A 22,887-nucleotide genomic window follows, 5' to 3' on the forward strand; every position below is an offset into this window, starting at 1 on the left:
CTCCCGCCGCTTGACCTTGCCCCTGGGGCAGGCCCGAGCGTCCTCGTCATCGGGCGGAAGAGCCGCCCGATGACGGAGGATGCCAGGGTGGACGGACCGGACCAGGAGCTGCTCACCATCGGGGCGTTCGCCGCGCGTGCCCGCCTGTCGGCGAAGGCCCTGCGGCTGTACGACCGGCTGGGCCTGCTGGCCCCGGCACATGTCGACGAGGCCACCGGCTACCGCTACTACCGGGCCGGCCAGGTCGAACGGGCCCGGCTGGTGGCCATGCTGCGGCAGCTGGACATGCCGCTCGCCCGGATCGCCGAGGTGGTCGCGGCGGGCGACGGGCCCGCGGCGGCCGGGCTGCTCGGTGCGTACTGGGCGGATGTCGAGGCGCGGGTGGCGGGGCAGCGGACGCTCGCCGAGTACCTCCGTGGACGACTGTCGGGGAGGAGCTCCGAGATGTACGGGAAGTTCGCGGTCGAGACGGTGGAGACGCCCGCGCAGGTGGTGATCTCCGAGAAGCGGCACACGCTGGCGGACGAGCTGCCGGCGTGGATCGGGGCGGCGCTGGGCCGGCTGGAGGAGGCGGCCCGGGAGTGCGGGGGTGTGGCCGGGGTGCCGTACGTCGCCTATCACGCGGAGGTGTCGATGGAGAGCGACGGCCCCGCGGAGGCGTGTGTGCCGGTGGCCGACGAGGCGGCGGCCCGGGCCTGGGCGGAGCGGCGGGGCCGGGCGTGGGAGACGACGGTCCGGGTGGAGCCGGCCCGGCGGCTGGCGTACACCAGGATCACCAAGGCGCAGGTGGCGCACCCGCAGATCCTGGCCGCGTTCGAGGCGGTGGAGGAGTGGATGGCGGCGGAGGGACTGACGGCGACCGGGCCCTGCCGGGAGCGCTACTTCGGGGACTGGGCGGCGACGGGGCCCGAGGACCCGGTGTGTGACGTGGCGTTCCCGGTGAGCTGATCTCCCTCGGCTGCTCTCTCAGGAGCCCGCGGGCACAAGCGGAGCCCTCTCGGCAAGGACGGCGATACTGGTCGAGAGGGCTCTGTCGGTGGTGCTTGTGGCGCTGTCGATCGCGGTGTCAGGCCTTGACCGAGGCCACGAAGGCGTTCCACGCGTCGGCGGGAAACGCCAGCTTGGGGCCCTCGGGGATCTTGGTGTCCCCGAGCTCCAGGGCCTCGTCAACGGTCGACCTGACCATCACGCACGCGCCGTTGTTGTTGGTGTAGGAGGACGTCGTCCACGTTTCCGTGGTGCCCAGACGAATTGCCATGTTCGCTCCGTTGCCAGTTGCGTTTACGCCAACCCGTGCTGGTGGTTGGCGTGATCGACGCTACTCGCCAACATCCTCGTTCGGAGCAGTCATTCACTCGACTGGATGGCATATTCCAGGGGAGACTTCCAGTCAGGCGTGTCAGGGGTGTAGCATCCCGCGCTTTGCCTAACGGAAGGCCATCGTCCGGTGGTGGCTCAGCGCGCGTAGTCCTTCGCCACACGCTCGATGAGCTGCCGGGACTGGTCCACGTTCAGCGACTGGGCGCGCAGATGCTCGTACATCACCGTGTACTTCTGCACGTCGAGCGGCTTCTCCAGGTACAGGTCGCTGGTGACGCCCTCGATGTAGACCACGCTCGAGTCGGCCGCGTCGGCGAACTCCAGGATCGAGTACTGGCCGTTGATGCCGGCGTGCGCGCCGACCTCGAACGGCAGGACCTGCACGGTGATGTGGGGCAGCTGCGACATCTCGATGAGGTGCTCCAGCTGCTCGCGCATCACCGGCCGGCTGCCGACGACCCGGTGCAGGGACGCCTCGTCCAGGACCACCCACAGCCGCAGCGGTTCCGTGTCGGCGGTGATCCGGCCCTGCCGGCGCAGCCGGACCTCGACGCGCTTGTCGTTGTCCGCCTCCGACGCCTCGGGCGAACCGCCCCGGATGATGGCCTCGGCGTACGCACGGGTCTGCAACAGGCCGGTGATGATCTGGGGTTCGTAGACCCGGAGCGACTCGGCGTCCGTCTCCAGGCCGATGTAGACGCTGTAGGGGATGTCCCCGAAGGCATGCCACCAGCCCTGCTGCCGGGAGTCCTTGGCCATCTGCATCAGCGAGTCGACGATGCGCTGGTCCTCGACCTCGTAGACCCCGCAGAGGTCGCGGACGTCGCGCTGGCTGATGCTGCGCCGCCCGTTCTCCAGCCGGCTGATCTTCGACTGCGACACCAGCAGCCGCTCGGCCACCTCTTCGGCCGTCATGCCCTTGAGCTCACGGAGCCTGCGGAGCTCCTGGCCCAGCCGGCGCCGCCTGACGGTGGGATTGACATTGGACGCCACGGGACGTGCACCTCCGGCTGCGTGCCTCTACTTTGCGTATCTGCTGTTGAGCAGACTGCCACCAAGGTGCTTACTACCGCTGGGAAACGGTGGATATGCGACGGGTACACGCCAGTTCGGGCACGGCACGCCGAGCGGGGCGAAGAGAGTGTGCGCTCTCTTCGCCCCGCTCGGACAGCGGCTCCCGTGACCGGGTTCGAGGGTCCCGCGGTGCGTGTGGTGCGTGTACCGGTCGTAGGTCGTGCCGGCGCGGCGCGGCTCAGTGGGCCACGGCGCGCGCCATGGTTCCGTGGCGCGGTTGCATCGGAACGCCTCGGGCGGGTTCCGCTGCGGGCCTGGCTCCGCCGGCGGCCTGACGGCCGGACGGTGCCGGGCTGCGGCGCGGCTGGGCCGCGACGCCGTTCTGGACGTCCATCACCGCGTGCGCGACGAGACCGCCCATGGGGTCGTGCCTGATCAGGTCCCTGAGCCGGGAGCGAGAGGAACGTCCCTCGTTGCCCGGGTACAGGTGCTTGCCGAGGCCGACCGCGTGAGCGAGGGCGGCGAGTGCCGCGGTCCGCGGGTCCGGCGGTACGCCGGTGCGGATCGCGGAGTCCAGACGGGCCCTGATCTCCCGGCTGATCTCGGTGTCCGTCGCCTGGTAGCGAGTCGTCGGCAGCACTCCGCACATCTGGCCCGCCACGGCATGCACCATGCCGCACCGCTCCAGATGCGAGAGGTAGGTCTGGCGCAGCCCGAGACGCGGCCCGCCAATCCAGTGGACGGCACGCACGGGAGCGCCACGCCTTCGCAGCAACTCCAATGCGCAGTCCAGTGTTGGATCTCCAGTCGGCCGTGGTGCCACCACGGCGATACGATCCCCGTCTGGGGCTATCCGTCCGGCCAGCGCCAGCTCTACTAGCTGTGCTCCGGCCAGACCGAGGTCGAGCGACTGCGGCTGTGCGGTGGTACCCGTGGTCGGGTCCAACGCCAGCAGCAGAAGCTCCTCCGGAAGTGTTCTGCGGCTCCTGCCCATCCATGCCTCCCCGCGTGGATGAAAGACAGGGTGACCCCTCTCACATTGGTCTGTCGAGGGTGCGTGACCGGTTCGTAGTGGAACCAGTAGGTATGTCGTTCTCGTCTACCGGATGGGTTTGGCCCGCACACAGGACACTGGTACATGGTTCGGACAGCGCCGAGCGGTGTCACGGGCGGCGGTTCACGGTTCGGTACGCGCACGCGGGGCGTGCGGCGCGAGGAGGAGGCATCGGTGGCGGGCGAGTCCCCCGACAGGTCGAAGCAGCGCGAGTCGTCGGCACGAAAGACGTCGGGGAGCGCGAGTCCGGTTCCGGAGGCCAGGAGCGAAGCCGCCGACCCGCGGCTCGCGGTGGCCCGGGACCCGGAGAGGTCCTCGGCACGAGGCGGTGCCGATACGGCGACCCGCGTGCTGTCCACGCGGACGGCGGAGGGCCCGAAGAACACCGAGCGCGCCGCGAGTGGCGCGGACACCGAGGACGACGGCGAGCAGCGCGAGAGCGACTCGGGCGCCGAGGACACGGCGGCTGACGCCGGGCAGGGCGCTTCCGGCTCCTCCGGGGAGGCCGAGGGGTCCGAGGGGTCCGAGGCCGGTGAGTCCTCCGGCGCCGAGGGGAGTGACGGGCGGCTGCGGGATGCCGTCGCCGCGTGGGTCGCTTCGGCGGACGGGGGCAAGGCGCCTGCCGCCGGCAAGGACGCCGAAGACGAGGGCGACGGCAAGGCCCCAGAGGCCGAGCGCGCGGAGAAGGCCGAGAAGGCCGACGCGGACGCCCAGGAGGCCGGGAAGGCCCCCGGCACCGCGGAGACCGGCACGGACGCGGAGGACGGCCAGGAAGCCGCAGGGGCGGCGTCCGAGGGCTCCGGGGCGGGCCGGGACGACGCCGACGAGCCCGAGGCGGACCGTTCCGTCAGCGCCGCCGAGTCGAAGGCGGACGACGAGCGGTCCGACGACGAGGGCCCCGAGCCCGCGGACCCACGCGCCGACAACGACGTCAAGACCGCCGACGCCGACGCCGACACCGACGCGGACACCGCCGACGCGAAGGCGGACGAGCCGGCCGACGACGACGTCGAGGCCGCTGACACCGACACCGGTGCCGACGCGGACACCACTGACGCGAAGGCGGACGAGCCGGCCGACGACGAGAGCCCCGAGCCCGCGGACCCGCGCGTCTCCGACGACGCCGAGGCCGCACCGAAGGCCACTGACGCCGACACCGACACCGAGGACGACGCCGCCGAGGGCGAGGCCCGGACCGACGGCACCGCCAAGGACAAGCCCGGCACCGACGGCACCCCCGAGTCGGACGGCGACACCGACGACGCTCCCGCCGAACCCCCCGTCGACCAGCCCACCGCCGTCTTCAAGGCCGTACGGCCGCCGGTCGATCAGCCCACCACCATGCTGAAGCTCGGGGGCGGGACCAAAGACGCTCCGGAGAAGGACGCCGAGCGGACCAGCAAGTTCGTCGCGCTCAAGCCCCTGGACGAGCCGTCGGCCAGGAAGCCGGCCGCCCCGGCCGCCCCGGCCGACGCCACCGCGCCCGTCCCCACCGTCGGCCCCGAGCGGACGACGCAGCAGCCGCTGCCGCCCAGGCCGCCGCTGGATCTGCTGGCCGAGCTGACGAACACCCCGCCGCCCCCGGAGACCCCGCTGCGGACGGCGGCCCGGCGGGTGAAGATCTGGACGCCGCTGGTGTTGCTGCTGGTGGTCGTCTTCGCGGTCGTGCAGAGCGTGCGCCCGCTGCCCTCGCCCACCCTCGAGCTCACCGCCGAGGACAGCTACACCTTCGAGGGCGGCAAGGTCGACATCCCCTGGCCCGCCGACGGCCAGGCCGCGCTGGACGTCCAGGGCATCGGCACATTCGGCTCCTCCGGCGAGCAGAAGCCCGTCCCGATCGCGAGCGTCGCCAAGGTCATGACCGCCTACGTCATCCTGCGCGACCACCCGCTCAAGAGCGGCGAGGACGGCCCGAAGATCCTCATCGACCAGGCCGCCCAGGACCAGTCCGACGCCGGGCAGGAGTCCACCGTCGACGTCACCAAGGACGACAAGATCACCCAGCGGGAGGCTCTGGAGAGCATCCTGATCGCGTCCGCGAACAACGTGGCGCGGCTGCTCGCCCGCTGGGACGCGGGGTCGGAGAAGGCGTTCGTGCGGAAGATGAACCAAGCCGCCCTCGACCTCGGCATGAAGAACACGACGTACACCGACCCGTCGGGCCTGAACAACACGACCGTCTCCACGGCCGTGGACCAGGTGAAGCTCGCCAAGGCCGCCATGCAGCAGCCCGTCTTCCGCGAGGTCGCGACGATGATGTCGTACGTCGACTACAAGGGGAAGAAGCACGACAACTGGAACCGCCTGGTCGGTTACAACGACGTCACCGGCATCAAGACCGGCACCACCACCTCGGCGCTCGGCAACCTCGTCTTCGCGGCCAAGAAGGACGTGAACGGCGAGACGCGCCGGATCATCGGCGCGGTCGTGCGTCAGCCCGCCGGCGGCCCGGACAACACGATCCTGGGCGCCGCGCTGCACGAGGGCGACAAGCTGATCCGGGCCGCGCAGGGCGCGCTGGAGTCGGCGACGATCCTGAAGAAGGGCGAGATCGTCGGGTACGCCGACGACGGTCTCGGCGGCCGCACGCCGGTCGCCGTCACCGAGGACGTCACGGCCGTCGGCTGGGCGGGCCTGTCCGTCAAGCTGACGTTCGCCGGGGACGACCTGCCGCACACGGCCAAGGCCGGCACGAAGGTGGGCACGCTCACCGTCGGCGACGGCACCACCAGCGCCGTGAAGGTCCCGGTCGCCCTCCAGAAGGACCTGGTGGAGCCGGACTTCGGGGCCAAGCTCACGCGCCTCGGCTGACCCGGGGCGCGGCCCGCACCACCGCACTCCGCCGGTAACGGCCCGTCCGGGCGCCGCCCGGCGGGGTGCGTGCTAGCGTCCCGAACCGGGACGGGCCGCCGCTCGCGGCGGCATGCAGCGGAAGCTGAGAAGTGAAGACGGGACACGGGGAGTGCCTTCGAGTGGCCACTGCGGAGCCGACACGCGCAGACGACGCCGAACCGGGCTCGGTATCAGGCCCGCGAATAAGCCTGCCCGAAGCACCGGAAGACAACGCGCCGAAGGACAGCACGGCGGAAGGCACCGGCACACCCGGCCGTGACAACGGCTCGCGGTTCGAGTGGCCGGCCCCCGTGCTGGCGCTCCGTGAGCGCATGCTGCGGCACCCGGTCCTGTCCGTCACGGGCCTCGCCGCGGCGCTGCACATCCTCTGGTTCTTCACGTTCGCGAACAGCGGCGGCGACCTGGCCGCGCAGGACGCGTGGGCCGAGTTCGTCGGCCGGCACCCGGACTCGGCGTACAACCTCGCCTGGTACGGCGGGATGCACCCGGTGTCGTACAGCGTGGTGTCGCCGTATCTGATGTCGGTGCTCGGCGTGCGGACGACGATGATGATCGCGGGGACGGTCTCGGCCGGTCTGCTGACCCTGCTCCTCCTGCGCAGCCGCTCCGTGCTCAACCCCCTGTGGGCGTCGATGGCGGGCGTGTTCGGGCTGTTCTGCAACGCGGTGTCCGGGCGGGTGACGTTCGGTCTTGGCATGATGTTCGCGCTCGGCGCGGTCGCCGTCGTGTTCTGCTGGCCGTACCGGTGGCGGTACAAGCGCTGGGCCAAGGCCCTGAGCGCGGCGCCGCTGGCCGCGCTGGCCACCATGGCGTCGCCGGTCGCGGGCCTGTTCGTGGGCCTGGTGGCGGTGGCGCTGTTCCTGCAGAAGCGACGGCCGGGCGCGTGGGCGCTGGGGCTGGCGCCGAGTGCGGTGGTGGCGGTGTCGGCGTGGCTGTTCCCGTTCTCGGGCACGCAGCCGATGATGATCGGCTCGGTGCTGCTGCCGCTCGCGTTCTCGGTCCTCGCCTACCTGACGGTCCCCCAGGAGTGGAAGACGGTCCGGCTCACGGCCGCCGTGTACGGCCTGGGGGTCGTGCTGGTGTGGCTGATCAGCTCCCAGATCGGTTCGAACATCACGCGGCTGGCGATGCTGTTCGCCGGGGTCGCGCTGGTCGCCGCGCTGCCGTTCACGGTGCCGCGCAGCCGCAAGTGGTACGTGCTCGTCGTGGCGCTCTGCGGTTTCGGCGTGTGGATCGGCTTCAAGACGGTCGACGACATCGTGCACACGGCCCCGGCGGCGTCCTGGTCGCGTGAGCTCGCGCCGCTCGTCAACGAGTTGCAGGAGGTCGGCGCCGAGAAGGGCCGGGTCGAGGTCGTCCCCGCCCGCTCCCACCGCGAGGCCTCCGCGCTCGCCCCGTACGTCAATCTGGCCCGCGGCTGGAACCGCCAGGCCGACATGGAGCGCAACCCCCTCTTCTACGACGACACCCTCAACTCGGCGAACTACCACGAGTGGCTGAAGCGCTGGGCGGTGCACTACGTCGTGCTGCCGAAGGGCGAGCCGGACGGTGACGGGGGTCAGCGGGAGCGGGCGCTGGTGCAGCGCGGGCTGCCGTATCTCACCCAGATCTGGGGCAACGCCACCTGGCAGCTGTTCAAGGTGACCGCCCCGACCCCGCTGGCCGAGCCGAACGCGGTGGTCGACCGGGCCGAGCAGGGCGAGATGGTCCTCCGGGTGAAGAAGGCGGGCCGGATCCTGGTCCGCATCCCGTACTCGCCGTGGCTGAGCATCGTCGACACGGAGGGCAAGAGCCTGAAGCCGCCCCAGGAGACGGAGGAGTCCCTGAACCGTCCCGAGGGCGAGCCGAAGACGTATGTGAACGTCAACGGCTGCCTCGCGGAGACGGAGGAGGACGCCCACGGCGACAAGTGGACGGAGCTGCTGGCCCCGAAGGCCGGCACGTACCGTCTGGCGGCGCCCTACCAGTTGCCGCGGGGCACGCCGTGCCCGGAGGAACTGCGCTGAGTCTCAGCGGAGCCGGTCCACGTACCGGTCCGTGCCCGGCACCGTCGGAATGAACGGGGCCACCAGCTCCACCCTGCCCAGGCCCGACTCCGTCACCGCCGCGTCGAGGTCCGTGAAGTGGGGGTCCCAGCACTCCCTCGGGTCCGTCTGGAGGAACCACAGGAGCGTCAGGCGGGTGTCGACGCCCTCGACCTGCTTGACGTAGGTCATGCGGTCGCCGGGGAGCGGGGTCGGGCGGAAGAGCGTCACCAGCGCGGCCGGGGAACCCGCCAGGCGCCTGGGGAGGTGGCGGGTGCGCAGCCACTCCAGGAGCTCGGCGCGCTGCTCGGGGGTGTCCGACTCGACGACCTGGAGGACCAGGCCCGCGTAGGGGTGGTCGAGGGCGTGGACGTCGCGAGGGCCGGCCGCTCCGTCGCGGTACACCGTCGCCTCGTGGTTCTGGAACGCCGTGAGGACGTGCGTGCGGTCGTGGTAGACGCGGGCGTCCCGGTTGAGGCGCTTGTTGACGGCGACCGTCCAGCGCATGTGGTCGTCGTAGCGGCCCGCGGTGATCCAGTACGTGGAGAGGTAGCAGCCGGCGGTGACCGGCTGGGCGATCGCCGACTTCTCCGGGTAGCGCAGGAGTTGGAGGTCCCGCGTCGCCACCCAGCGGCGCCCCGCGTACATCCAGGGCATGGCCATCGCACCGGCGTAGTAGTGGTCGTCCTCGTACCAGCGGTTGTACGCGTACTCGTGGCCGGGATGCGGCTCGACCATGGTGATGAGGGCGTGCCCGGGGTGGGTGCCGTAGGGGCCGACGGCGGCCAGTTCGGCGTACAGCTCGCTGCGGGTGTCCTCGCTCATGGCCTTCCCCTTCGTCGGTGGCTCGCTCATACTCTGACGCTCCGTCAGATAGAACGCCAGGGTCCGGGTCCGGGGAGGTCTCGCCATGTCACTGCTCGCGGGGAAGACGGTCGTCGTGTCGGGGGTCGGGGCCGGGCTCGGCCGGCAGGTCGCGGCGGCCGTCGTGCGGGACGGCGGGCGTGCCGTGCTCGGGGCCCGTACGGAGGCGAGCCTGGCGAAGGCGGCCGCCGAGCTCGACCCCGGCGGGGCGCGCACCGCGTACCGGGCCACGGACATCTGCGACGAGGCGCAGTGCGAGGCGCTGGCGGAGGTGGCACGGGAGCGGTTCGGCGGGATCGACGCCGTCGTGCATGTCGCCGCGCTCGACGGCTACTTCGGCGGGCTGGAGGACGCCGACTTCGAGTCCTGGCGGTCCGTCGTGGACGTGAATCTGCTGGGCACGCTGCGGATGACCCGGGCCTGTCTTCCGTCGCTCAAACAGGGCGGCGGATCCGTCGTGTTCGTCGGGACGCAGTCGGCGGTGGCGGCCCCGTCCCAGGTGCGGCAGGCGGCGTACGCGGCGTCGAAGGGGGCGCTGACGAGTGCGATGTACTCGCTCGCGCGAGAGCTCGGGCCCCACCGGATCCGGGTCAACACCGTGCTGCCCGGCTGGATGTGGGGGCCACCGGTGCAGGCGTACGTGCGGTTCGCGGCCCGGTCGGAGGGCGTGTCGGAGGCGGCGGTGCTGGGCAGGCTGACGGACCGGATGGCGCTGCCGGAGCTGGCGACGGACCGGGACGTGGCGGACGCGGCGGTGTTCCTCGCGTCGGACCGGGCGCGGGCGATCACGGGGCAGTCGCTGCTGGTGAACGCGGGTGAGCTGATGCGCTGAAGGGGATCCGCAGCCACACCCTCCCGTTCATATACATAAACTGAGGTCACCTCACCGAACTATTTTATGGTCTCTTGACCTTCCTCTTGCTTGCCGTGCGCACGTCACCGAACCCAGAGTTCACATGCCTGACCCTGGCGGCAGCACCGTGGAAGGGGATTCATGAACGGGCTCGACTGGGCCGTGCTCATCGGCTACTTCGCCGTGATGGTCGCGATCGGCGTCTGGTCGCACAAACGCGTCGACAACGTCAGCGACTTCTTCACCGCCGGCGGCAAGATGCCGTGGTGGCTCTCCGGCATCTCGCACCACATGTCGGGCTACAGCGCGGTGATGTTCACCGGGTACGCGGGCATCGCCTACACCTACGGCGTCACGTCGTTCGTCACCTGGTCCTTCCCCATCGCCCTCGGCATCGCCATCGGGTCGAAGCTGTTCGCCCCGCGCATCAACCGGCTCCGCTCCCGGCTCCATGTGGCCTCCCCGCTGGAGTACCTGAAGAACCGCTACGACCTGAAGACGCAGCAGGCGCTGGCCTGGTCCGGCATGCTCCTGAAGATCGTGGACGTGGGCGCGAAGTGGGCGGCGATCGCCACACTGCTGTCCGTCTTCACGGGGATCTCCCTCAACCAGGGCATCCTCATCACCGGCGGCATCACCGCGATCTACTGCACGATCGGCGGCCTCTGGGCGGACGCGCTGACCGAACTCGGCCAGTTCATCATCCAGTTGCTGGCCGGCATCGCGATGTTCGCGGCGGTGTTCGTACGCCTCGACGACCACGGCGGCTTCTTCGGCGTCTGGGACTCACCCGAGCTCCAGGGCCACGAGAAACCGCTGGTCGGCCCGTACGGCACGGTGTTCCTGCTCGCGTTCCTCTTCATCAAGCTCTTCGAGTACAACGGCGGCATGCTCAACCAGGCCCAGCGCTACATGGCCACGCCGAACGCCAAGGAGGCCGAGCGCTCGGCCCGCCTCTCGGCGATCCTCTGGCTGGTCTGGCCCCTGGTCCTGTTCTTCCCCATGTGGATGTCCCCGCTGCTGGTCGAGTCGCAGAAGCCGGACGGCTCGGACTCCTACGCCCTGATGACCGAACAGCTGCTGCCGCACGGCCTGCTGGGCCTGGTCATCGTCGGCTTCTTCTCGCACACCATGGCCATGTGCTCCTCCGACGCCAACGCCATCGCGGCCGTGTTCACCCGGGACTGCGCGCCGGTGATCTGGGCGAGGGCCCGGACCTGGAACCAGAGCCAGGGCCTGCGGGTCGCCCGTATCGCCACGGTCGTCTTCCTCGGTCTGTCCATGGCGGCGGCGACGCAGGTCAACTCCCCCGCGTTCAAGGACATCATCACGGTCGTCATCAAGTGGGTGGCCGGTCTGATGGGGCCGATGGCGATCCCGATGATGCTGGGTCTGCTGCGGGCCTTCCGCCGCTCCGGCCCCACGGCGGCGCTGGTCAGCTGGTCGATGGGCCTGCTCGCGTTCTGGCTCGTGAACTACCCGGTCAACTGGAACGTCGAGGGCGGGGTGCCCCTCCAGTACCAGGTGTCGATCCCGCTGGCGGTCTCCCTGGTCCTCTACATCCTCGTCGGCTACATCCGGCCGGAGGACACCCCGGAGCGGCTGGCGATCATCGAGCGGATCAACACGGACGGGGACGGGGCCGCCGCGGCTGCCGTACCCGCGCCGGCGGGCGGTGTCGAGGACACCGCCGTGCGCGCGACGGTGAAGGACTGACTGCCTCTCCCGCGAGCCGCGATGCGGGAGGGGGGGATGAACGGACGAGACCCGGTGGAGCAGCCACGGAGAGGTGATCCCCGCGTCGGGCCGTGTGGATCCTGTGGACCGAAGGTGACGGAACGACCACTGTACGGTGACGTGCCCATGCCATGGGAGTGGGCAATGGGAAGGGGCGCGGGGCCGGGGTGTCCTACGCGCCGCGCGGGTACCGGGCCAGCCAGCCCGGGGACGAGCCCGCCGGGCCGTGCAGGGCCGGGCCCTGGGTCATCTCCATGGCGAAGTCGTCGGCCAGTTCCAGGATCGTGGGGCGACCCTCCAGTTCGGCCAGCCACGCCGGGGGGAGGGCCGTCTCGCCGTGCAGGGCGCCGAGCAGACCGCCGGTCAGGGCGCCGGTGGCGGCGGACGGGCCGTCGTGATTGACGGCGAGGCACAGGCCGTGGCGGACGTCGGCGGCGACCAGCGCGCAGTACACGGCCGCGGCGACGACCCCCTCCGCCGTGCCCGCCCCGCTCAGCTCGGCGACCCGCTCGGGCCCGGGCATGCCCTGCCGCACGGCGCCCAGCGCCTGCTGCAGCGCCTCCGCCACGGGCTGGTGCCCGGGGCGGGCGGCGAGCAGGGCGAAGGCCCGCTGCACCGCACCGTCGACGCTCTCGCCGAGGGCCAGCGCATGCACGATCACGGCGTAGGCGCCCGCCGCGAGGCAGGCCGTGGGATGGCCGTGGGTCTGCGCCGCGCACTCCACCGCGAGCTGGGCGACGAGCTGCGGCTCCCACCCGACGAGGAGCCCGAACGGCGCGGACCGGGCGGCGGCCTCGGGCCCGGCCTCGCCCAGGTTCTTGGGCGCGTCCGGGGTCCCCATGGTCTCGTCGCCGAGCCCGAGGAGCAGCGCGCGGCTGGGATCGCGGCGCGCGTACAGCCACTCCTCCCGCGCGAGCCAGCCGTCTTCCTTGCGGCGCTCGTCGGGTCCCCAGTCCCGCTGGGTGGCGGCCCAGCGCAGGTACGCCCGGTGCAGGTCGGTCGGCGGGTGCCAGGCGCCGGTGTCCCGCCGCACCTGGGCCCTGATCAGCCCGTCCACGGAGAACAGGGTCAGCTGCGTGAGGTGCGTGACGGCGCCGCGCCGGCCGTAGGCGGGGGCGAGGTCCAGCAGCCCCTCGGCCCCGTACGCCTCCCGGATCGCGTCGATCCCCAGCCCGTCCACCGGCGCCCCCAGCGCGTCCCCGACGGCCACGCCGAGCAGCGTCCCGCGCACCCGGCTGCGGAAGTCCTGCTGCTCCGTACGGCCCCAGACGGCGCCGGCAGTCGCACCCACCTAGACCTCCCCTGGGCACCGTCCATACGTACGACAGCGAGCACTGTAATCGAACGGGAACGGCGGGTTCAGGGGCGGAACGGTGCGGGGGTGCGGTCGGGAGGTCCCGGTCGGCGGCCTCAGGTCCGCGGCCAGGTGATCCCCGCGGCTCGCAGCATCTCGCCGTACTTCCCGTGGCGGCGCCGGGCGATGAAGTGCGCGAGCAGCTCACAAGGCGAACAGACCGGCCGCGTTGTCGTGGCACACGGCCCGGAGCCAGTCCTCGCCGAGGCCCAGACGTTCCAGGGCGTGGAGCTGGTGCAGGTAGGGGTAGGGGATGTTGGGGAAGTCGGAGCCGAGGAGGATGCGGTCGCCGAGCGCGGCGAACCGGGGCAGGGCCCGGCGCGGGAACGGCATGAAGCCCTCGGTGAAGTCGGTGAACGCCATCGTCGTGTCCAGCCGCACCTCGTGGTACCGCTCGGCGAGGTCGAGGAACTCCTCCCACTCGGGCATGCCCATGTGCGCGACGATCAGCCGCAGCCTCGGGTGCCGCGCCAGCAGCCGCGCGACGGGCTCGGGGCCGGTGTGCTTGCCGGGCGCGGGTCCGGAGCCGCAGTGCATCACCACGGGTATCCCGGCCTCGGCCAGCACTCCCCACGCCTGCTCGAGACGCTCGTCGGCCGGATCGTACGCTCCCACCTGCACATGAGCCTTGAACACGCGCGCCCCCGCTTCGACGGCCTCACGGACGTACGTACCGGTGTCCGGCTCGGGGTAGAGGGTGGCGGTGTGCAGGCAGTCGGGGGTGCGGCGGGCGAAGTCGGCCGCCCATCCGTTCAGCCACCTGGCCATGCCCGGTTTGTGGGGGTAAAGCATCGCGGTGAAGGCCCGGACGCCGAAGTCCCGCAGCAGGGCCGCTCTCTCGGCCTCCTGCTTCCGGTACGTGATCGGCCACTGCAGCCCGCCGATCAGTGGCCCGTTGGTGTCGAAGTAGTCCCAGACCTTGTGCAGGACCCGTTCGGGCATGAAGTGGGTGTGGACGTCGATCAGCCCGGGAAGACCGAGCCGGCCCCAGAACCGCCGAACCTCACCGGCCTCCTCAGGCCGGGCGGTTGCCCTACGGTGCTCGCTCATGCCGATCTCCGTCACGGGGTGCGATCCGGCTCCCCGAAGTCGCGGAGCAGGGCGGTGGAGTCACCGTAGTAGGAGGGTGTCTCCGCCGCGTGATCGGCTCCGGAGTCCTCCGTCACGCCCAGATCCCGGCGCATCGCCTCCCGCATGCCGGCGATCAGCGGCCAGACGCCGTGCTGCGCCTCGGCCGCCGACCGCAGCGTCTCGCCGGGCCGGGGGTTTTCCTGCTCCAGGCGCTTGACCTGTCCGTAGACCCGGTTCAGGGCGCCGTTCACCTCCCGGGCCGGGGCGACCACACCATCCGGCGCGATCATCAGCGCCTCGGACCAGCGGTCGCGGTACGTGTCCTTCGCGGTTTCCAGGGCCTGGATGTCCTCGTCACCGGGCGTACGGTCGCGCATGACGTACAGATGCCGGCTGAGCGCCGTACAGAACTGCCGTGCATCGCGATGCAGCCCCGAATAGCAGCTCCGCCGCAACTCACGGCTCTCCCGCGCCTCCTGAAGCGCCTGCGCCATCTCCAGCTCACGCCGCTTGGCCTTCTCGGCCCCGCGCTGCGTGAGCAGAGCACCCCCGAGCGTCCCCGCCACACCGGCCACGGCAATCAAGACCGCCCCCACGTCCATCGGATCACCCTAGACCGCGGGGCCCGACAAGTCCTGTCGCCCCAGGGCTAGTTCGGCCCACACCGTCTTGCCGTGGGCCGGCGTCTCCACCACACCCCAGCGGTGCGCGTACGCCGAGACGATCCGCAGCCCTCGCCCGCCCTCCGCGTTGTCCGCGACCGGCACCGACAACCGCGGGACGCGATCGCCCCGGGCGTCGGTGACCTCGATACGGAGCGTGCGGTCGGCGTGCAGCTTCAGGGCCAGCCGGAAATCCCTGCCCTGGACGCGACCATGCAGCACCGCGTTCGAGGCGAGCTCGGCCACCACCTGCGCGGCGGCGTCGTACGACTCGCCCCACTCGTCGAGCCGGCGTTCGGTGAGCAGCCGGGCCAGTCGAGCACCTCTTCGAGTGGCGGACAGCTGGATCGTGAAGTGACGTACGGGGGTGGTGATTTCGGCTAGGGATTCCTGACTCATGTCACCCAGCGTGGTCGCCCGTCCCTACTCTGAACAGCAACGACCTCGGTACGGAGCGTGACTGTCCGGACGCGCGGCGAGGTCGTACGGCTCGTACGTCAGGAGGGGAAGGCGTGGAGGACGAGGAAGCGGCGGCCGTGCTCAGGACGGTCGGACGGCAGATCAAGATGTGGCGCGAGGCCGCGGGTTGGAAACAGGCGGAGTTGGGCTCGGCCATCGGGTACGGGGAGGAGATGGTGTCGTCCGTGGAGCGGGCGCGCCGGATTCCCAAGCCGGACTTTCTCGACAAGGCGGATGAGGTACTCGGCGCGGGCGGCAAGATCGCCGCGATGAAGGAGGACGTGGAGAGGGCTCGGTATCCGAAAACCGTCCGGGACCTGACCAAGCTGGAGGACCAAGCGGTCGAACTCGGCGCCTACGCCGCCCTGCACATCCACGGGCTGTTGCAGACGCCCGAGTACGCCCAGGCGTTGTACGCGATGCGGCGGCCGGCCTACACCGAGGACGAGATCGAGCGCCACGTGGCCGCGCGCATGGCACGGAAGGAGGTCTTCGATCGGGTGCCCCGCCCCCTGGTCACCTTTGTCCAGGAAGAGATGACACTGCGGCGGCCCCTCGGGGGCAAAATGGTGCTGCGCCGTCAGCTCGAACACCTGTTGGAGGTAGCCGAGTTGCGTCACGTGGAGATCCAGGTGATGCCGATGAGCAGGGAGGACCACGCGGCCGTGATGGGCTCGTTCCGGCTGCTGAAGCTCCAGGACGGCAAGGCACTCGGCCACACGGAAAGCCAGCTGTACGACCGGGTGATCAGTGATCCGAAAGAGGTCCAGATCCTCGATATGCGCTATGGCATGATCCGGGCGCAGGCCCTCTCGCCCCGTGATTCGCTCACCTTCATCGAGAAAGTGCTGGGAGAAGAGACATGACGCCCACCCCGCTGACATGGATCAAGAGCAGCTACAGCGGCAACGACGGACCGGACTGCGTCGAGATCGCGATAGCGCACCCCACCATCCACATCCGCGACTCCAAGGACAAGGACGGCGCCCGGCTGGCCTTCACCGCTGAAGTCTGGGCCGATTTCCTGGAGTTGGCGGCAGGGCGCTGACGGGCGGGGTACACCGGACGGCCGTGCGCGGGGAGAATGATCGGCATGGCCACCTCCACATCACGCGGCACGTTGTCGCTCGCCGCCACCCTGCTCACCGCGACCATCGCCCTCTACATGGCGCTCGTCGCGTTCGGGAACATCACCGACTTCGGGACCAACCAGCAGTTCGTCCGGCATGTGTTGGCGATGGACACCACGTTCAAGGACGAGGACCTGATGTGGCGGGCCGTCACGAGTCAGGGGCTGCAGGACGCCGCCTACGTCGGGATCATCGTCTGGGAGACCGTCGCCGCGCTGGTCCTCATATACGGGAGCTGGCTGTGGGCCAGACGCGATGACCTGCGCGCCCGGCGGATGTCCACGTACGGGCTGCTGATGGTGATGCTGCTGTTCGGGGCCGGGTTCATCGCGATCGGCGGTGAGTGGTTCTCCATGTGGCAGTCGAAGAGCTGGAACGGGCTGGACGCGGCGACCCGCATCTTCCTGTTCAGCGGGGTCGTACTGATCGTCAACCAGCTGTCGTCCCCGCGGGCCCAGACACCCGCCTCCTGAGCGCTGCCGCTGCCGGGTTCATTCGCACTGCATCGGACTGGCAGGCTTCGTCTGGATCTCGGAGATGTAGATCCAGTCGAAGCCGTCATATCCCTCGGTGTCGAGATGCCGTGCTCGGCTGAGCCCGGCGCGTATCGCCACGCGCTGGGAAGCAACGTTGGCCGGTCGAACGCGGGCGATCAGCGGGAGTTCGGGCAGGTGACGGGATGCCCAGGTGGCAACCGCGCCTGCGGCTTCACCGGCGAAGCCTTGACCCCAGGCTGAGGTGGCGAATCGGTAGAAGAGGTTCAGGACCGGGGTCCCGTGCAGTTCCATGGGCTTGATGCCGCAGAATCCGAGCTGCTGAGCGGAGCCGTGGTGCCGGACGACCCAGTATCCATATCCGTACTGCTGCCACTGGTCGTCCCAACGCTGGTAGAGCGCCTCTGCTTCCTCGAACCGGGCGAGCGCATCGGACGGGTTGTGGGCACAGGTCTCAGGGTCACGGTGGACGGCGAAGATCGCGTCGACATCGGTCGCGGTCGGGCGTCTGAGCGACAGCCGGGCGGTCTTCAGCTCCACGGCCGCTGGGCTCCGGTCACTCATGTCGAGACCGCCTCACCGGTGCGGAAGATCCGGTTCAGGTGGTGGCCCAGGACCGTGGTCGCGGACTCCGGGCTGCGCTGGCCGACGAGGATGCCGGTGCCGAGTCCCGCGGACATGGCGAGCAGGCCGGCTGCCTCCAACCGTGCGTCCACACCGGGCTCGAGCAGTGCCGCTTCCTGCGCCTGCCGGAGGAGTTCGGTCAGGGCGTCTTCGGCGGCATCAGGGTTCCTGATGAAGGGCTGGGCTGCGAGCGCCGGGTCGTTCACGGCCAGAACCGCGTAGGAAGTGTAGAGGTGGTGGAAGGTGCGGCTCTCGTCGTCCGTCGGCAGCGCCGCCATCAGCAGCGCCTCGACCACAGCGCGCGGACCCGGGCTGTCCCCGGCGGCCCGTACCCGGGCGGAGACCCGCTCCCCGAATCTCTCCGCCAGCAGCTCGAGCCCGAAGAACAGCAACTTTTCCTTGGTCTGGAAGTAGTACTGCACCAGCCGCAGTGATACGCCCGCCTCCGCCGCCACATCGCGCATCCCGACGGCATGCAGCCCGCGTCGGCCGGCGACCCGGACGAGGGCCTCGGCGATCTCGGTGCGCCGTTCTGCGTGGTCAACGCGCTTGGGCATCGGCCGGTTCTCCGCTCGTCGTTCCTGCTACGGCCCCCACAGGCTTTCATGGTACAGCTGTACCAGCTTCATGGTACGTTCGTATCACAAAACCGAGACGCCGGAGGTGGCCATGCCCGAGACCGCTGCCCGAACCCGGGCCGATGTCGGCCGTTATGTGAGCGATGCCTGGCGGGAGCGCTACCTCACGGCCTGCGATGCGGTCTACGCACTGGGGACGCCCGCGCTCGCGGAAGAGGACGTGGAGACGTCCTTCGGCACCACGCACGTCTACCGCTACGGCCCCGCGAGCCAGGCTGCCCGATCCCGCACTCCCGTGGTCCTGGTGCACGGGGCGGGCTCCTGCTCCGCCATGTGGTACCCGAACACCCCCGCCCTCAGCGCGGACCGCCCGGTCTACGCGATCGACACCCCCGGCGATCCCGGCCGCAGCGTGCAGCGCGAACCCATCCACCAGCCCGAACGCGCGGCGCAGTGGCTGGACGAGACGCTCGCCGGGCTCGGACTCGACCGCGTCCACCTCGTCGGCTCCTCCTACGGTGGCTGGCTCGCCCTGAACCAGGCGCACCGCAGGCCCGGTCGCCTCGCCTCGGTCACCCTGCTCGACCCCGGCGGCCTGGAGAAGGTGGGGCTGCGCTTCTTCGTCTGGATCTTCGCCAGCCTCTTCGCGACCTTCGCGCCCAAGGCGCTCCGCCCGCGGCTGGCGGCCTGGCTCGAACAGCCGGTCCTGGTCGTGCCGGAACTGCGCGCGATGATCAGAACGGCCGTTCGCGCCTACCGCATACGCCGCCCAGCGCCGCTTCCCCTGTCCGAGGAGGAGCTGTCCACCATCCGGACTCCGCTCTATCTGGTGCTCGGCAGGCGAAGCCTCCTCGTGCACCCGCAGCGGCAGGCGGAGCGCGTGCCGCGCCTGGTCCCCGGTGCCCGAGCCGAGATCATCTCCAGCACGGGCCACGGGCCGCAGATCGACCACGCGGAGGAGATCAACCGCAGGATGCTGAACTTCATGGCCTCAGTCGACTGAGACCTCCCACGCCGACGGGCCGGAATCGAGAAGGCCGGAATCCTCGGGCTTCAACCCGAGGTGCACGTCACTTGACCACGGTCACGGTCGTACCGACCGTGCCGAACGCCCACAGTGCCGTGCCGTCCGCCTTCTTCATCCGGACCCCGCCGGTCTTCCCGCCGGAGGCGGCGGGTGGCGGGGAGGATCCGTCGACCGCGTTGGAGAAGGCGACGGAGACGCCGTCCCGCGCGGCGAAGTACATGATGTGCTCGATCTGGACGCCGTCCGAGCCGGTCGTGGCCTCGTTACGGGACGAGATCGCGTAGCTGCCCGGGTCGGGGCTGACCGTGCCCGGCCAGACGGTGAACGTCCGGCGGGTCGCCTCGCTCGCGTCGACCAGCCACACCCGCTTCTCGCCGAGGGAGTAGACGATGCGCCGGCCGGTGCCGGAGCCGGCGGGCACCCGCGCCGGGACCGACGCCGTGGGGGTGGGCTGCGCCGAGGCCGTGCTGCTCGGCTTGGCGGAGGTGGCGGTGGGGTGCGAGCCCCGGTCCGCCTGTACGCCCAGGACCGTCACCGCGGCTATCGCTCCCACGGTCAGCCCGGTCACCCAGGCCCACGAAGGAAGTCGGGCAGGCACCGGCACGCATCTCCTCAGTCACGGGACCCCGCACCGCAACGGGGTTCCGATCATCGTACTGCGCGCCCGCCGCTCCCCCGGTGCCTCAGGGGCCCCCGGCCGACTCAGGGACCCCCGGCGGTCTTGCGGACCGGGACCGGGCCCGTGCCGGCGCCGCGGGCGGTGTAGCGCGGGGTCCGGACCGGGGCCGGGTAGGAGAGGTGCACCAGCCGGGTCTGCTCCTGGCGCATGTGCATGAGCGACTCCAGGATGTAGCCCACGAGCAGCACGAGCGCCGCGATGGTCATGATCGCGGCGGCGAGGATCGCCGTGGGGACCCGGGGCACGGTGCCCGTCTCGACGAAGTCGGCGATGACGGGGATGCCGAGGATGACCGAGACCAGGGCGAGCACGCCCGCGAGCACGGTGTGGACCAGCGAGGGCCGCTCGCGCCGGGCCAGGTCGAGGATGACCCGCAGGATGCGCCAGCCGTCCCGGTAGGTGCGCAGCTTGCTCTCGCCGCCGGCGGGCCGGACGCGGTAGTCCACGACCACCTCCGCGGTGGGGAGCCGCAGGTGCAGCGCGTGGATCGTCATCTCGGTCTCGGTCTCGAACTCCCGGGCCAGCGCCGGGAAGGACTTCACGAAGCGTCGCGAGAAGACCCGGTAGCCGCTGAGCATGTCGGTCACGTCGTTGCCGAACAGGGACCGCACCGCCCCGGTGAGCAGCTTGTTGCCGACCGCGTGCCCGGCCCGGTAGGCCCCGTCGACCGTCACCCTGCGGGCTCCGACGACCTGGTCGTACGGTCCCTCGAAGAGCAGGTCCACCAGGTCGCGGGCGCGGGAGGCGTCGTAGGTGTCGTCGCCGTCGATGATGAGCAGCGCGTCGGCGTCGACGTCGGCGAAGGCGCGGCGGATGACGTTGCCCTTGCCCTTGCGGGTCTCCTCCCGGACGATCGCGCCGGCCGCCCGGGCGACCTCCACGGTGCGGTCGGTGGAGGCGTTGTCGTACACGTAGACGACGGCCTCGGGGAGGGCGGCGCGCAGGTCGCGCACCACCTTGCCGACGGCCGCCTCCTCGTTGTGGCACGGCACGACACACGCGATCGTCGGTTCCACGACCACTCCTCACTCGACCGGTTCCTCACACAGTCAGCACCTCACACAGTCGGACATAGTGCGATATGAGCGCGCCTGACCGGATGGGACGCGCCGGGTCGTTACGCTCGCCGTGTGCCGGTCCTCGACTCTGTGACGCTGCGTGCGCGTGACGCCATCAAGGGCATCTGGCGCGAGGCCGCCAAGTTCGGCGTCATCGGGGCCCTGGCCTTCGTCATCGACAACGGCGGCTACAACCTGCTCGTCTTCGGTCTGCCCGGCGGCGCGCAGGGCGGGGTGATGCGGACCGCTCCGGTGCAGGCGTCCGTCATCGCGACGGCCGCGGCCGCGCTCTTCAGCTGGGTCGGGAACCGCTACTGGACCTACCGCGACCAGCACGGCAGGAGGGTGACCCGCGAGCTCGTGCTGTTCCTCGTCGCGAACGGGGTCGGGCTCGCCATCACCGCGGGCACGGTCTTCGTCTCCCGGCAGCTGCTCGGGCTGGACTCGGCGCTCAGCGACAACACCGCCCGCATCCTCGGCTGGGTCCTCGCGACCCTGTTCCGCTTCTACGCCTACCGGCGCTACGTCTTCATCGCACCCTGACCGGTTCGTCGCACCCTGACCGGCCGGAGCCCGACGACCCGTTAGCATCCGGCATATGGGACAAACGGGATGGGCGGGGTGGGGGCGGCAGCGCTGGGTGTGGGGGCTGGCCGCCGTCGCCGCGGTCTGCTGCCTGGCCACGATCGTCGTCTTCGCCCCCGGCTATCTGAGTCCCGACAGCCTCGACCAGCTCCGGCAGGCCCAGGCGAAGCGGCCCCTGACCGACTGGCATCCGCCCGTGCTGAGCCTGGTGTGGCGGGCGCTCATCGCCGTGACCGGCTCGATCACGTCGATGCTCGTCGTGCAGTCGCTCGTCTTCTGGGCCGCGCTGTGGGTGCTGGCCTGGTGCGTGTGGGCGCTGACCGGCAGCCGGGGCGGTTCGCTCGCCGTCCTCGGTCTCGGGCCGGCTCCGTTCGTGCTGACGTTCGTCGGGGTGGTGTGGAAGGACGTCCACGCGGCGTTCGCGCTGCTCGCCGCGTGCGCGGTCGCCTTCACCGGGCTGCGGCTGCGGCAGCGCGGGACCGATCCGCGCCCCGCCGTCCGGTGGGGCCTGCTCTGGCTGGGCGTGCTGTTCCTCGCCTACGCCATGCTGGTGCGCAAGAACGCCTTCCTCGCCGCGATCCCCGTCTTCGTCATGCTGGTCCTCGCGCTGTGGGGCACACCCGGACGCCGTACGTGGGTGACGTGCACGGCGGCTCTCGTGGCCGGGCTCGTCGTGCCCGCCGCCGCCATCTCCCTGTTCGCCGCCCCGCTACAGACCAAGCAGGGCGCGCAGATCATGCTCGACGACCTCGTCCATGTGCTGACCGTGGACGAGCTTCGATCGGCGGATGCGCCACCCGCCCTGCGGGAGCGTCTCGTGGCCTCCGCGCGCGAGTGCGAGCGCGTCGGCGCCCTCTCCGACGCCTACTGGGCCTGCTACCAGCGCCCGGCGGACGGGCTGCGCGGGGACTCCGGCGCGCTCACGTCCCTGTGGCTGCGGGAGATGAGCGGGCACGTGCCGCAGTACCTCCAGTACCGGCTGCTGCTGTTCACGACCCTGCTGTTCGAGACCGACTACGCGTACAAGGCGGGGATCACCCGCAACGACCTGGGCGTCGAAGTGGCGCACCCCCGGCTGGAGGACATGCTCGGCACGTACGTCAACGGCATGGTCGAGGACCTGCCCTGGCTGTTCCGCGGCTGGTTCTGGCTCGCGGTCGCGGTCGTGCTCACCGTCCGGCCCGGCAAGGGCGCCTTCGCGATGCCGATCCGGGCGCTCGGCATCAGCTCGGCGGCCTACATCCTCGGCTATCTGCCGATCATGCCCGCGACGGACTTCCGCTACGTCTACTGGCCGGCCATCGCCTGCGCCCTCGGCCTCGTCCTGCTCTGGGCGGGCCGCGGCACGGCTCCCCCGCCGCCGGAGAGCCCCGGCGCCCGGACCGGCCGCGCCGTGACGGCGCACCGGCCGGCGGGCGCCGGGGACCAGTCACCCGCCCGCTGACAC

At 70.9% G+C, this 22,887-nt stretch carries 23 protein-coding genes; 11 read left to right on the plus strand and 12 right to left on the minus strand.

The window, feature by feature from the left end; all coding sequences use genetic code 11:
* Positions 1 to 69: 69 nt before the first annotated feature.
* Positions 70 to 948: a MerR family transcriptional regulator gene (locus G3I77_RS15415; RefSeq protein ID WP_248504114.1), complete on the plus strand. Its 879-nt coding sequence runs from the start codon at positions 70 to 72 to the stop codon at positions 946 to 948.
* Between the two features lie 118 nt (positions 949 to 1,066).
* Here G3I77_RS15415 and G3I77_RS15420 read toward each other — a convergent pair whose 3' ends face one another.
* From G3I77_RS15420 to G3I77_RS15430, 3 genes are all read right to left on the minus strand, one after another.
* Positions 1,067 to 1,258 (minus strand): DUF397 domain-containing protein, encoded by a 192-nt coding sequence (locus G3I77_RS15420; protein WP_248504116.1) that lies wholly within the window; start codon positions 1,256 to 1,258, stop codon positions 1,067 to 1,069.
* Between the two features lie 197 nt (positions 1,259 to 1,455).
* Complete coding sequence (locus G3I77_RS15425) at positions 1,456 to 2,313, minus strand: helix-turn-helix transcriptional regulator (RefSeq protein WP_248504118.1); 858 nt, start codon at positions 2,311 to 2,313, stop codon at positions 1,456 to 1,458.
* Positions 2,314 to 2,572: 259 nt separating this feature from the next.
* Entirely contained in the window at positions 2,573 to 3,328 is a 756-nt protein-coding gene (locus G3I77_RS15430; RefSeq protein WP_248504121.1) for a GPP34 family phosphoprotein, read from the minus strand.
* A gap of 234 nt (positions 3,329 to 3,562) precedes the next feature.
* Here G3I77_RS15430 and G3I77_RS15435 point away from each other — a divergent pair, with 234 nt between their 5' ends.
* Both G3I77_RS15435 and G3I77_RS15440 read left to right on the plus strand, forming a co-directional pair.
* Entirely contained in the window at positions 3,563 to 6,199 is a 2,637-nt protein-coding gene (locus tag G3I77_RS15435) for a D-alanyl-D-alanine carboxypeptidase (protein ID WP_248504261.1), read from the plus strand.
* 161 nt (positions 6,200 to 6,360) lie between these two features.
* The gene (locus G3I77_RS15440) at positions 6,361 to 8,247 is read left to right on the plus strand and encodes an MFS transporter (RefSeq protein ID WP_248504122.1); all 1,887 of its coding nucleotides are present in this window, start codon (positions 6,361 to 6,363) and stop codon (positions 8,245 to 8,247) included.
* 3 nt (positions 8,248 to 8,250) lie between these two features.
* Here G3I77_RS15440 and G3I77_RS15445 read toward each other — a convergent pair whose 3' ends face one another.
* Positions 8,251 to 9,090: a hypothetical protein gene (locus G3I77_RS15445; RefSeq protein ID WP_248504123.1), complete on the minus strand. Its 840-nt coding sequence runs from the start codon at positions 9,088 to 9,090 to the stop codon at positions 8,251 to 8,253.
* Positions 9,091 to 9,175: 85 nt separating this feature from the next.
* Between G3I77_RS15445 and G3I77_RS15450 the strand changes: the two genes are divergently transcribed.
* Both G3I77_RS15450 and G3I77_RS15455 read left to right on the plus strand, forming a co-directional pair.
* The gene (locus G3I77_RS15450) at positions 9,176 to 9,961 is read left to right on the plus strand and encodes an SDR family oxidoreductase (RefSeq protein WP_248504124.1); all 786 of its coding nucleotides are present in this window, start codon (positions 9,176 to 9,178) and stop codon (positions 9,959 to 9,961) included.
* A gap of 162 nt (positions 9,962 to 10,123) precedes the next feature.
* Entirely contained in the window at positions 10,124 to 11,698 is a 1,575-nt protein-coding gene (locus tag G3I77_RS15455) for a sodium:solute symporter family protein (RefSeq protein WP_248504125.1), read from the plus strand.
* A 193-nt stretch (positions 11,699 to 11,891) separates the two neighbouring features.
* On the opposite strand, the gene G3I77_RS15460 is transcribed toward G3I77_RS15455, so the two are convergent.
* The 4 genes from G3I77_RS15460 to G3I77_RS15475 form a co-directional block, all read right to left on the minus strand.
* Positions 11,892 to 13,010 carry an ADP-ribosylglycohydrolase family protein gene (locus tag G3I77_RS15460; RefSeq protein WP_248504126.1) on the minus strand — a complete coding sequence of 373 codons (1,119 nt, stop codon included), beginning with the start codon at positions 13,008 to 13,010 and terminating at the stop codon, positions 11,892 to 11,894.
* Positions 13,011 to 13,217: 207 nt separating this feature from the next.
* Positions 13,218 to 14,123, minus strand: coding sequence for an amidohydrolase family protein (locus tag G3I77_RS15465; protein WP_248504127.1), 906 nt, complete (start codon positions 14,121 to 14,123; stop codon positions 13,218 to 13,220).
* An 11-nt stretch (positions 14,124 to 14,134) separates the two neighbouring features.
* Entirely contained in the window at positions 14,135 to 14,746 is a 612-nt protein-coding gene (locus G3I77_RS15470; RefSeq protein WP_248504128.1) for a hypothetical protein, read from the minus strand.
* A gap of 9 nt (positions 14,747 to 14,755) precedes the next feature.
* Positions 14,756 to 15,205, minus strand: a complete 450-nt coding sequence (locus tag G3I77_RS15475) for an ATP-binding protein (protein ID WP_248504129.1) — start codon at positions 15,203 to 15,205, stop codon at positions 14,756 to 14,758.
* A gap of 113 nt (positions 15,206 to 15,318) precedes the next feature.
* Here G3I77_RS15475 and G3I77_RS15480 point away from each other — a divergent pair, with 113 nt between their 5' ends.
* The 3 genes from G3I77_RS15480 to G3I77_RS15490 are packed head-to-tail and all read left to right on the plus strand — an operon-like array spanning position 15,319 to position 16,868.
* A complete protein-coding gene (locus G3I77_RS15480) occupies positions 15,319 to 16,131 on the plus strand; it encodes a helix-turn-helix transcriptional regulator (protein WP_248504130.1) in 813 nt (270 codons plus the stop codon).
* Positions 16,128 to 16,313, plus strand: a complete 186-nt coding sequence (locus G3I77_RS15485) for a DUF397 domain-containing protein (protein WP_248504131.1) — start codon at positions 16,128 to 16,130, stop codon at positions 16,311 to 16,313. The genes G3I77_RS15480 and G3I77_RS15485 overlap by 4 nt, the downstream gene beginning before the upstream one ends.
* A gap of 45 nt (positions 16,314 to 16,358) precedes the next feature.
* Complete coding sequence (locus G3I77_RS15490) at positions 16,359 to 16,868, plus strand: DUF2165 domain-containing protein (RefSeq protein ID WP_248504132.1); 510 nt, start codon at positions 16,359 to 16,361, stop codon at positions 16,866 to 16,868.
* 18 nt (positions 16,869 to 16,886) lie between these two features.
* Here the strand turns inward: G3I77_RS15490 and G3I77_RS15495 are convergent, their stop codons facing one another.
* Both G3I77_RS15495 and G3I77_RS15500 read right to left on the minus strand, forming a co-directional pair.
* A complete protein-coding gene (locus G3I77_RS15495; RefSeq protein WP_248504134.1) occupies positions 16,887 to 17,429 on the minus strand; it encodes a GNAT family N-acetyltransferase in 543 nt (180 codons plus the stop codon).
* Positions 17,430 to 17,449: 20 nt separating this feature from the next.
* A complete protein-coding gene (locus G3I77_RS15500; protein WP_248504136.1) occupies positions 17,450 to 18,070 on the minus strand; it encodes a TetR/AcrR family transcriptional regulator in 621 nt (206 codons plus the stop codon).
* A gap of 112 nt (positions 18,071 to 18,182) precedes the next feature.
* On the opposite strand from G3I77_RS15500, the gene G3I77_RS15505 reads away from it, so the two are divergent.
* Positions 18,183 to 19,094: an alpha/beta fold hydrolase gene (locus G3I77_RS15505; protein WP_248504137.1), complete on the plus strand. Its 912-nt coding sequence runs from the start codon at positions 18,183 to 18,185 to the stop codon at positions 19,092 to 19,094.
* A 67-nt stretch (positions 19,095 to 19,161) separates the two neighbouring features.
* Here G3I77_RS15505 and G3I77_RS15510 read toward each other — a convergent pair whose 3' ends face one another.
* Both G3I77_RS15510 and G3I77_RS15515 read right to left on the minus strand, forming a co-directional pair.
* Entirely contained in the window at positions 19,162 to 19,716 is a 555-nt protein-coding gene (locus G3I77_RS15510; RefSeq protein WP_248504138.1) for a hypothetical protein, read from the minus strand.
* A 104-nt stretch (positions 19,717 to 19,820) separates the two neighbouring features.
* A complete protein-coding gene (locus G3I77_RS15515; protein WP_308311391.1) occupies positions 19,821 to 20,819 on the minus strand; it encodes a glycosyltransferase family 2 protein in 999 nt (332 codons plus the stop codon).
* Between the two features lie 108 nt (positions 20,820 to 20,927).
* Here G3I77_RS15515 and G3I77_RS15520 point away from each other — a divergent pair, with 108 nt between their 5' ends.
* Entirely contained in the window at positions 20,928 to 21,398 is a 471-nt protein-coding gene (locus tag G3I77_RS15520) for a GtrA family protein (protein ID WP_248504140.1), read from the plus strand.
* Positions 21,399 to 21,453: 55 nt separating this feature from the next.
* A complete protein-coding gene (locus tag G3I77_RS15525) occupies positions 21,454 to 22,884 on the plus strand; it encodes a hypothetical protein (protein WP_248504141.1) in 1,431 nt (476 codons plus the stop codon).
* Positions 22,885 to 22,887: the final 3 nt, after the last annotated feature.

Origin of the sequence: Streptomyces sp. D2-8, assembly GCF_023184515.1 — a bacterium.
Lineage (GTDB): Bacteria > Actinomycetota > Actinomycetes > Streptomycetales > Streptomycetaceae > Streptomyces.

What these genes read in the sequence shown, in the direction of transcription:
- G3I77_RS15415 (WP_248504114.1), top strand. Translation starts at nt 70, where the DNA reads ATGACGGAGGATGCCAGGGTGGACGGACCGGACCAGGAGCTGCTCACC.
- G3I77_RS15420 (WP_248504116.1), bottom strand. Translation starts at nt 1,258, where the DNA reads ATGGCAATTCGTCTGGGCACCACGGAAACGTGGACGACGTCCTCCTAC.
- G3I77_RS15430 (WP_248504121.1), bottom strand. Translation starts at nt 3,328, where the DNA reads ATGGGCAGGAGCCGCAGAACACTTCCGGAGGAGCTTCTGCTGCTGGCG.
- G3I77_RS15445 (WP_248504123.1), bottom strand. Translation starts at nt 9,090, where the DNA reads ATGAGCGAGGACACCCGCAGCGAGCTGTACGCCGAACTGGCCGCCGTC.
- G3I77_RS15450 (WP_248504124.1), top strand. Translation starts at nt 9,176, where the DNA reads ATGTCACTGCTCGCGGGGAAGACGGTCGTCGTGTCGGGGGTCGGGGCC.
- G3I77_RS15455 (WP_248504125.1), top strand. Translation starts at nt 10,124, where the DNA reads ATGAACGGGCTCGACTGGGCCGTGCTCATCGGCTACTTCGCCGTGATG.
- G3I77_RS15465 (WP_248504127.1), bottom strand. Translation starts at nt 14,123, where the DNA reads ATGAGCGAGCACCGTAGGGCAACCGCCCGGCCTGAGGAGGCCGGTGAG.
- G3I77_RS15470 (WP_248504128.1), bottom strand. Translation starts at nt 14,746, where the DNA reads ATGGACGTGGGGGCGGTCTTGATTGCCGTGGCCGGTGTGGCGGGGACG.
- G3I77_RS15475 (WP_248504129.1), bottom strand. Translation starts at nt 15,205, where the DNA reads ATGAGTCAGGAATCCCTAGCCGAAATCACCACCCCCGTACGTCACTTC.
- G3I77_RS15485 (WP_248504131.1), top strand. Translation starts at nt 16,128, where the DNA reads ATGACGCCCACCCCGCTGACATGGATCAAGAGCAGCTACAGCGGCAAC.
- G3I77_RS15490 (WP_248504132.1), top strand. Translation starts at nt 16,359, where the DNA reads ATGGCCACCTCCACATCACGCGGCACGTTGTCGCTCGCCGCCACCCTG.
- G3I77_RS15500 (WP_248504136.1), bottom strand. Translation starts at nt 18,070, where the DNA reads ATGCCCAAGCGCGTTGACCACGCAGAACGGCGCACCGAGATCGCCGAG.
- G3I77_RS15505 (WP_248504137.1), top strand. Translation starts at nt 18,183, where the DNA reads ATGCCCGAGACCGCTGCCCGAACCCGGGCCGATGTCGGCCGTTATGTG.
- G3I77_RS15525 (WP_248504141.1), top strand. Translation starts at nt 21,454, where the DNA reads ATGGGACAAACGGGATGGGCGGGGTGGGGGCGGCAGCGCTGGGTGTGG.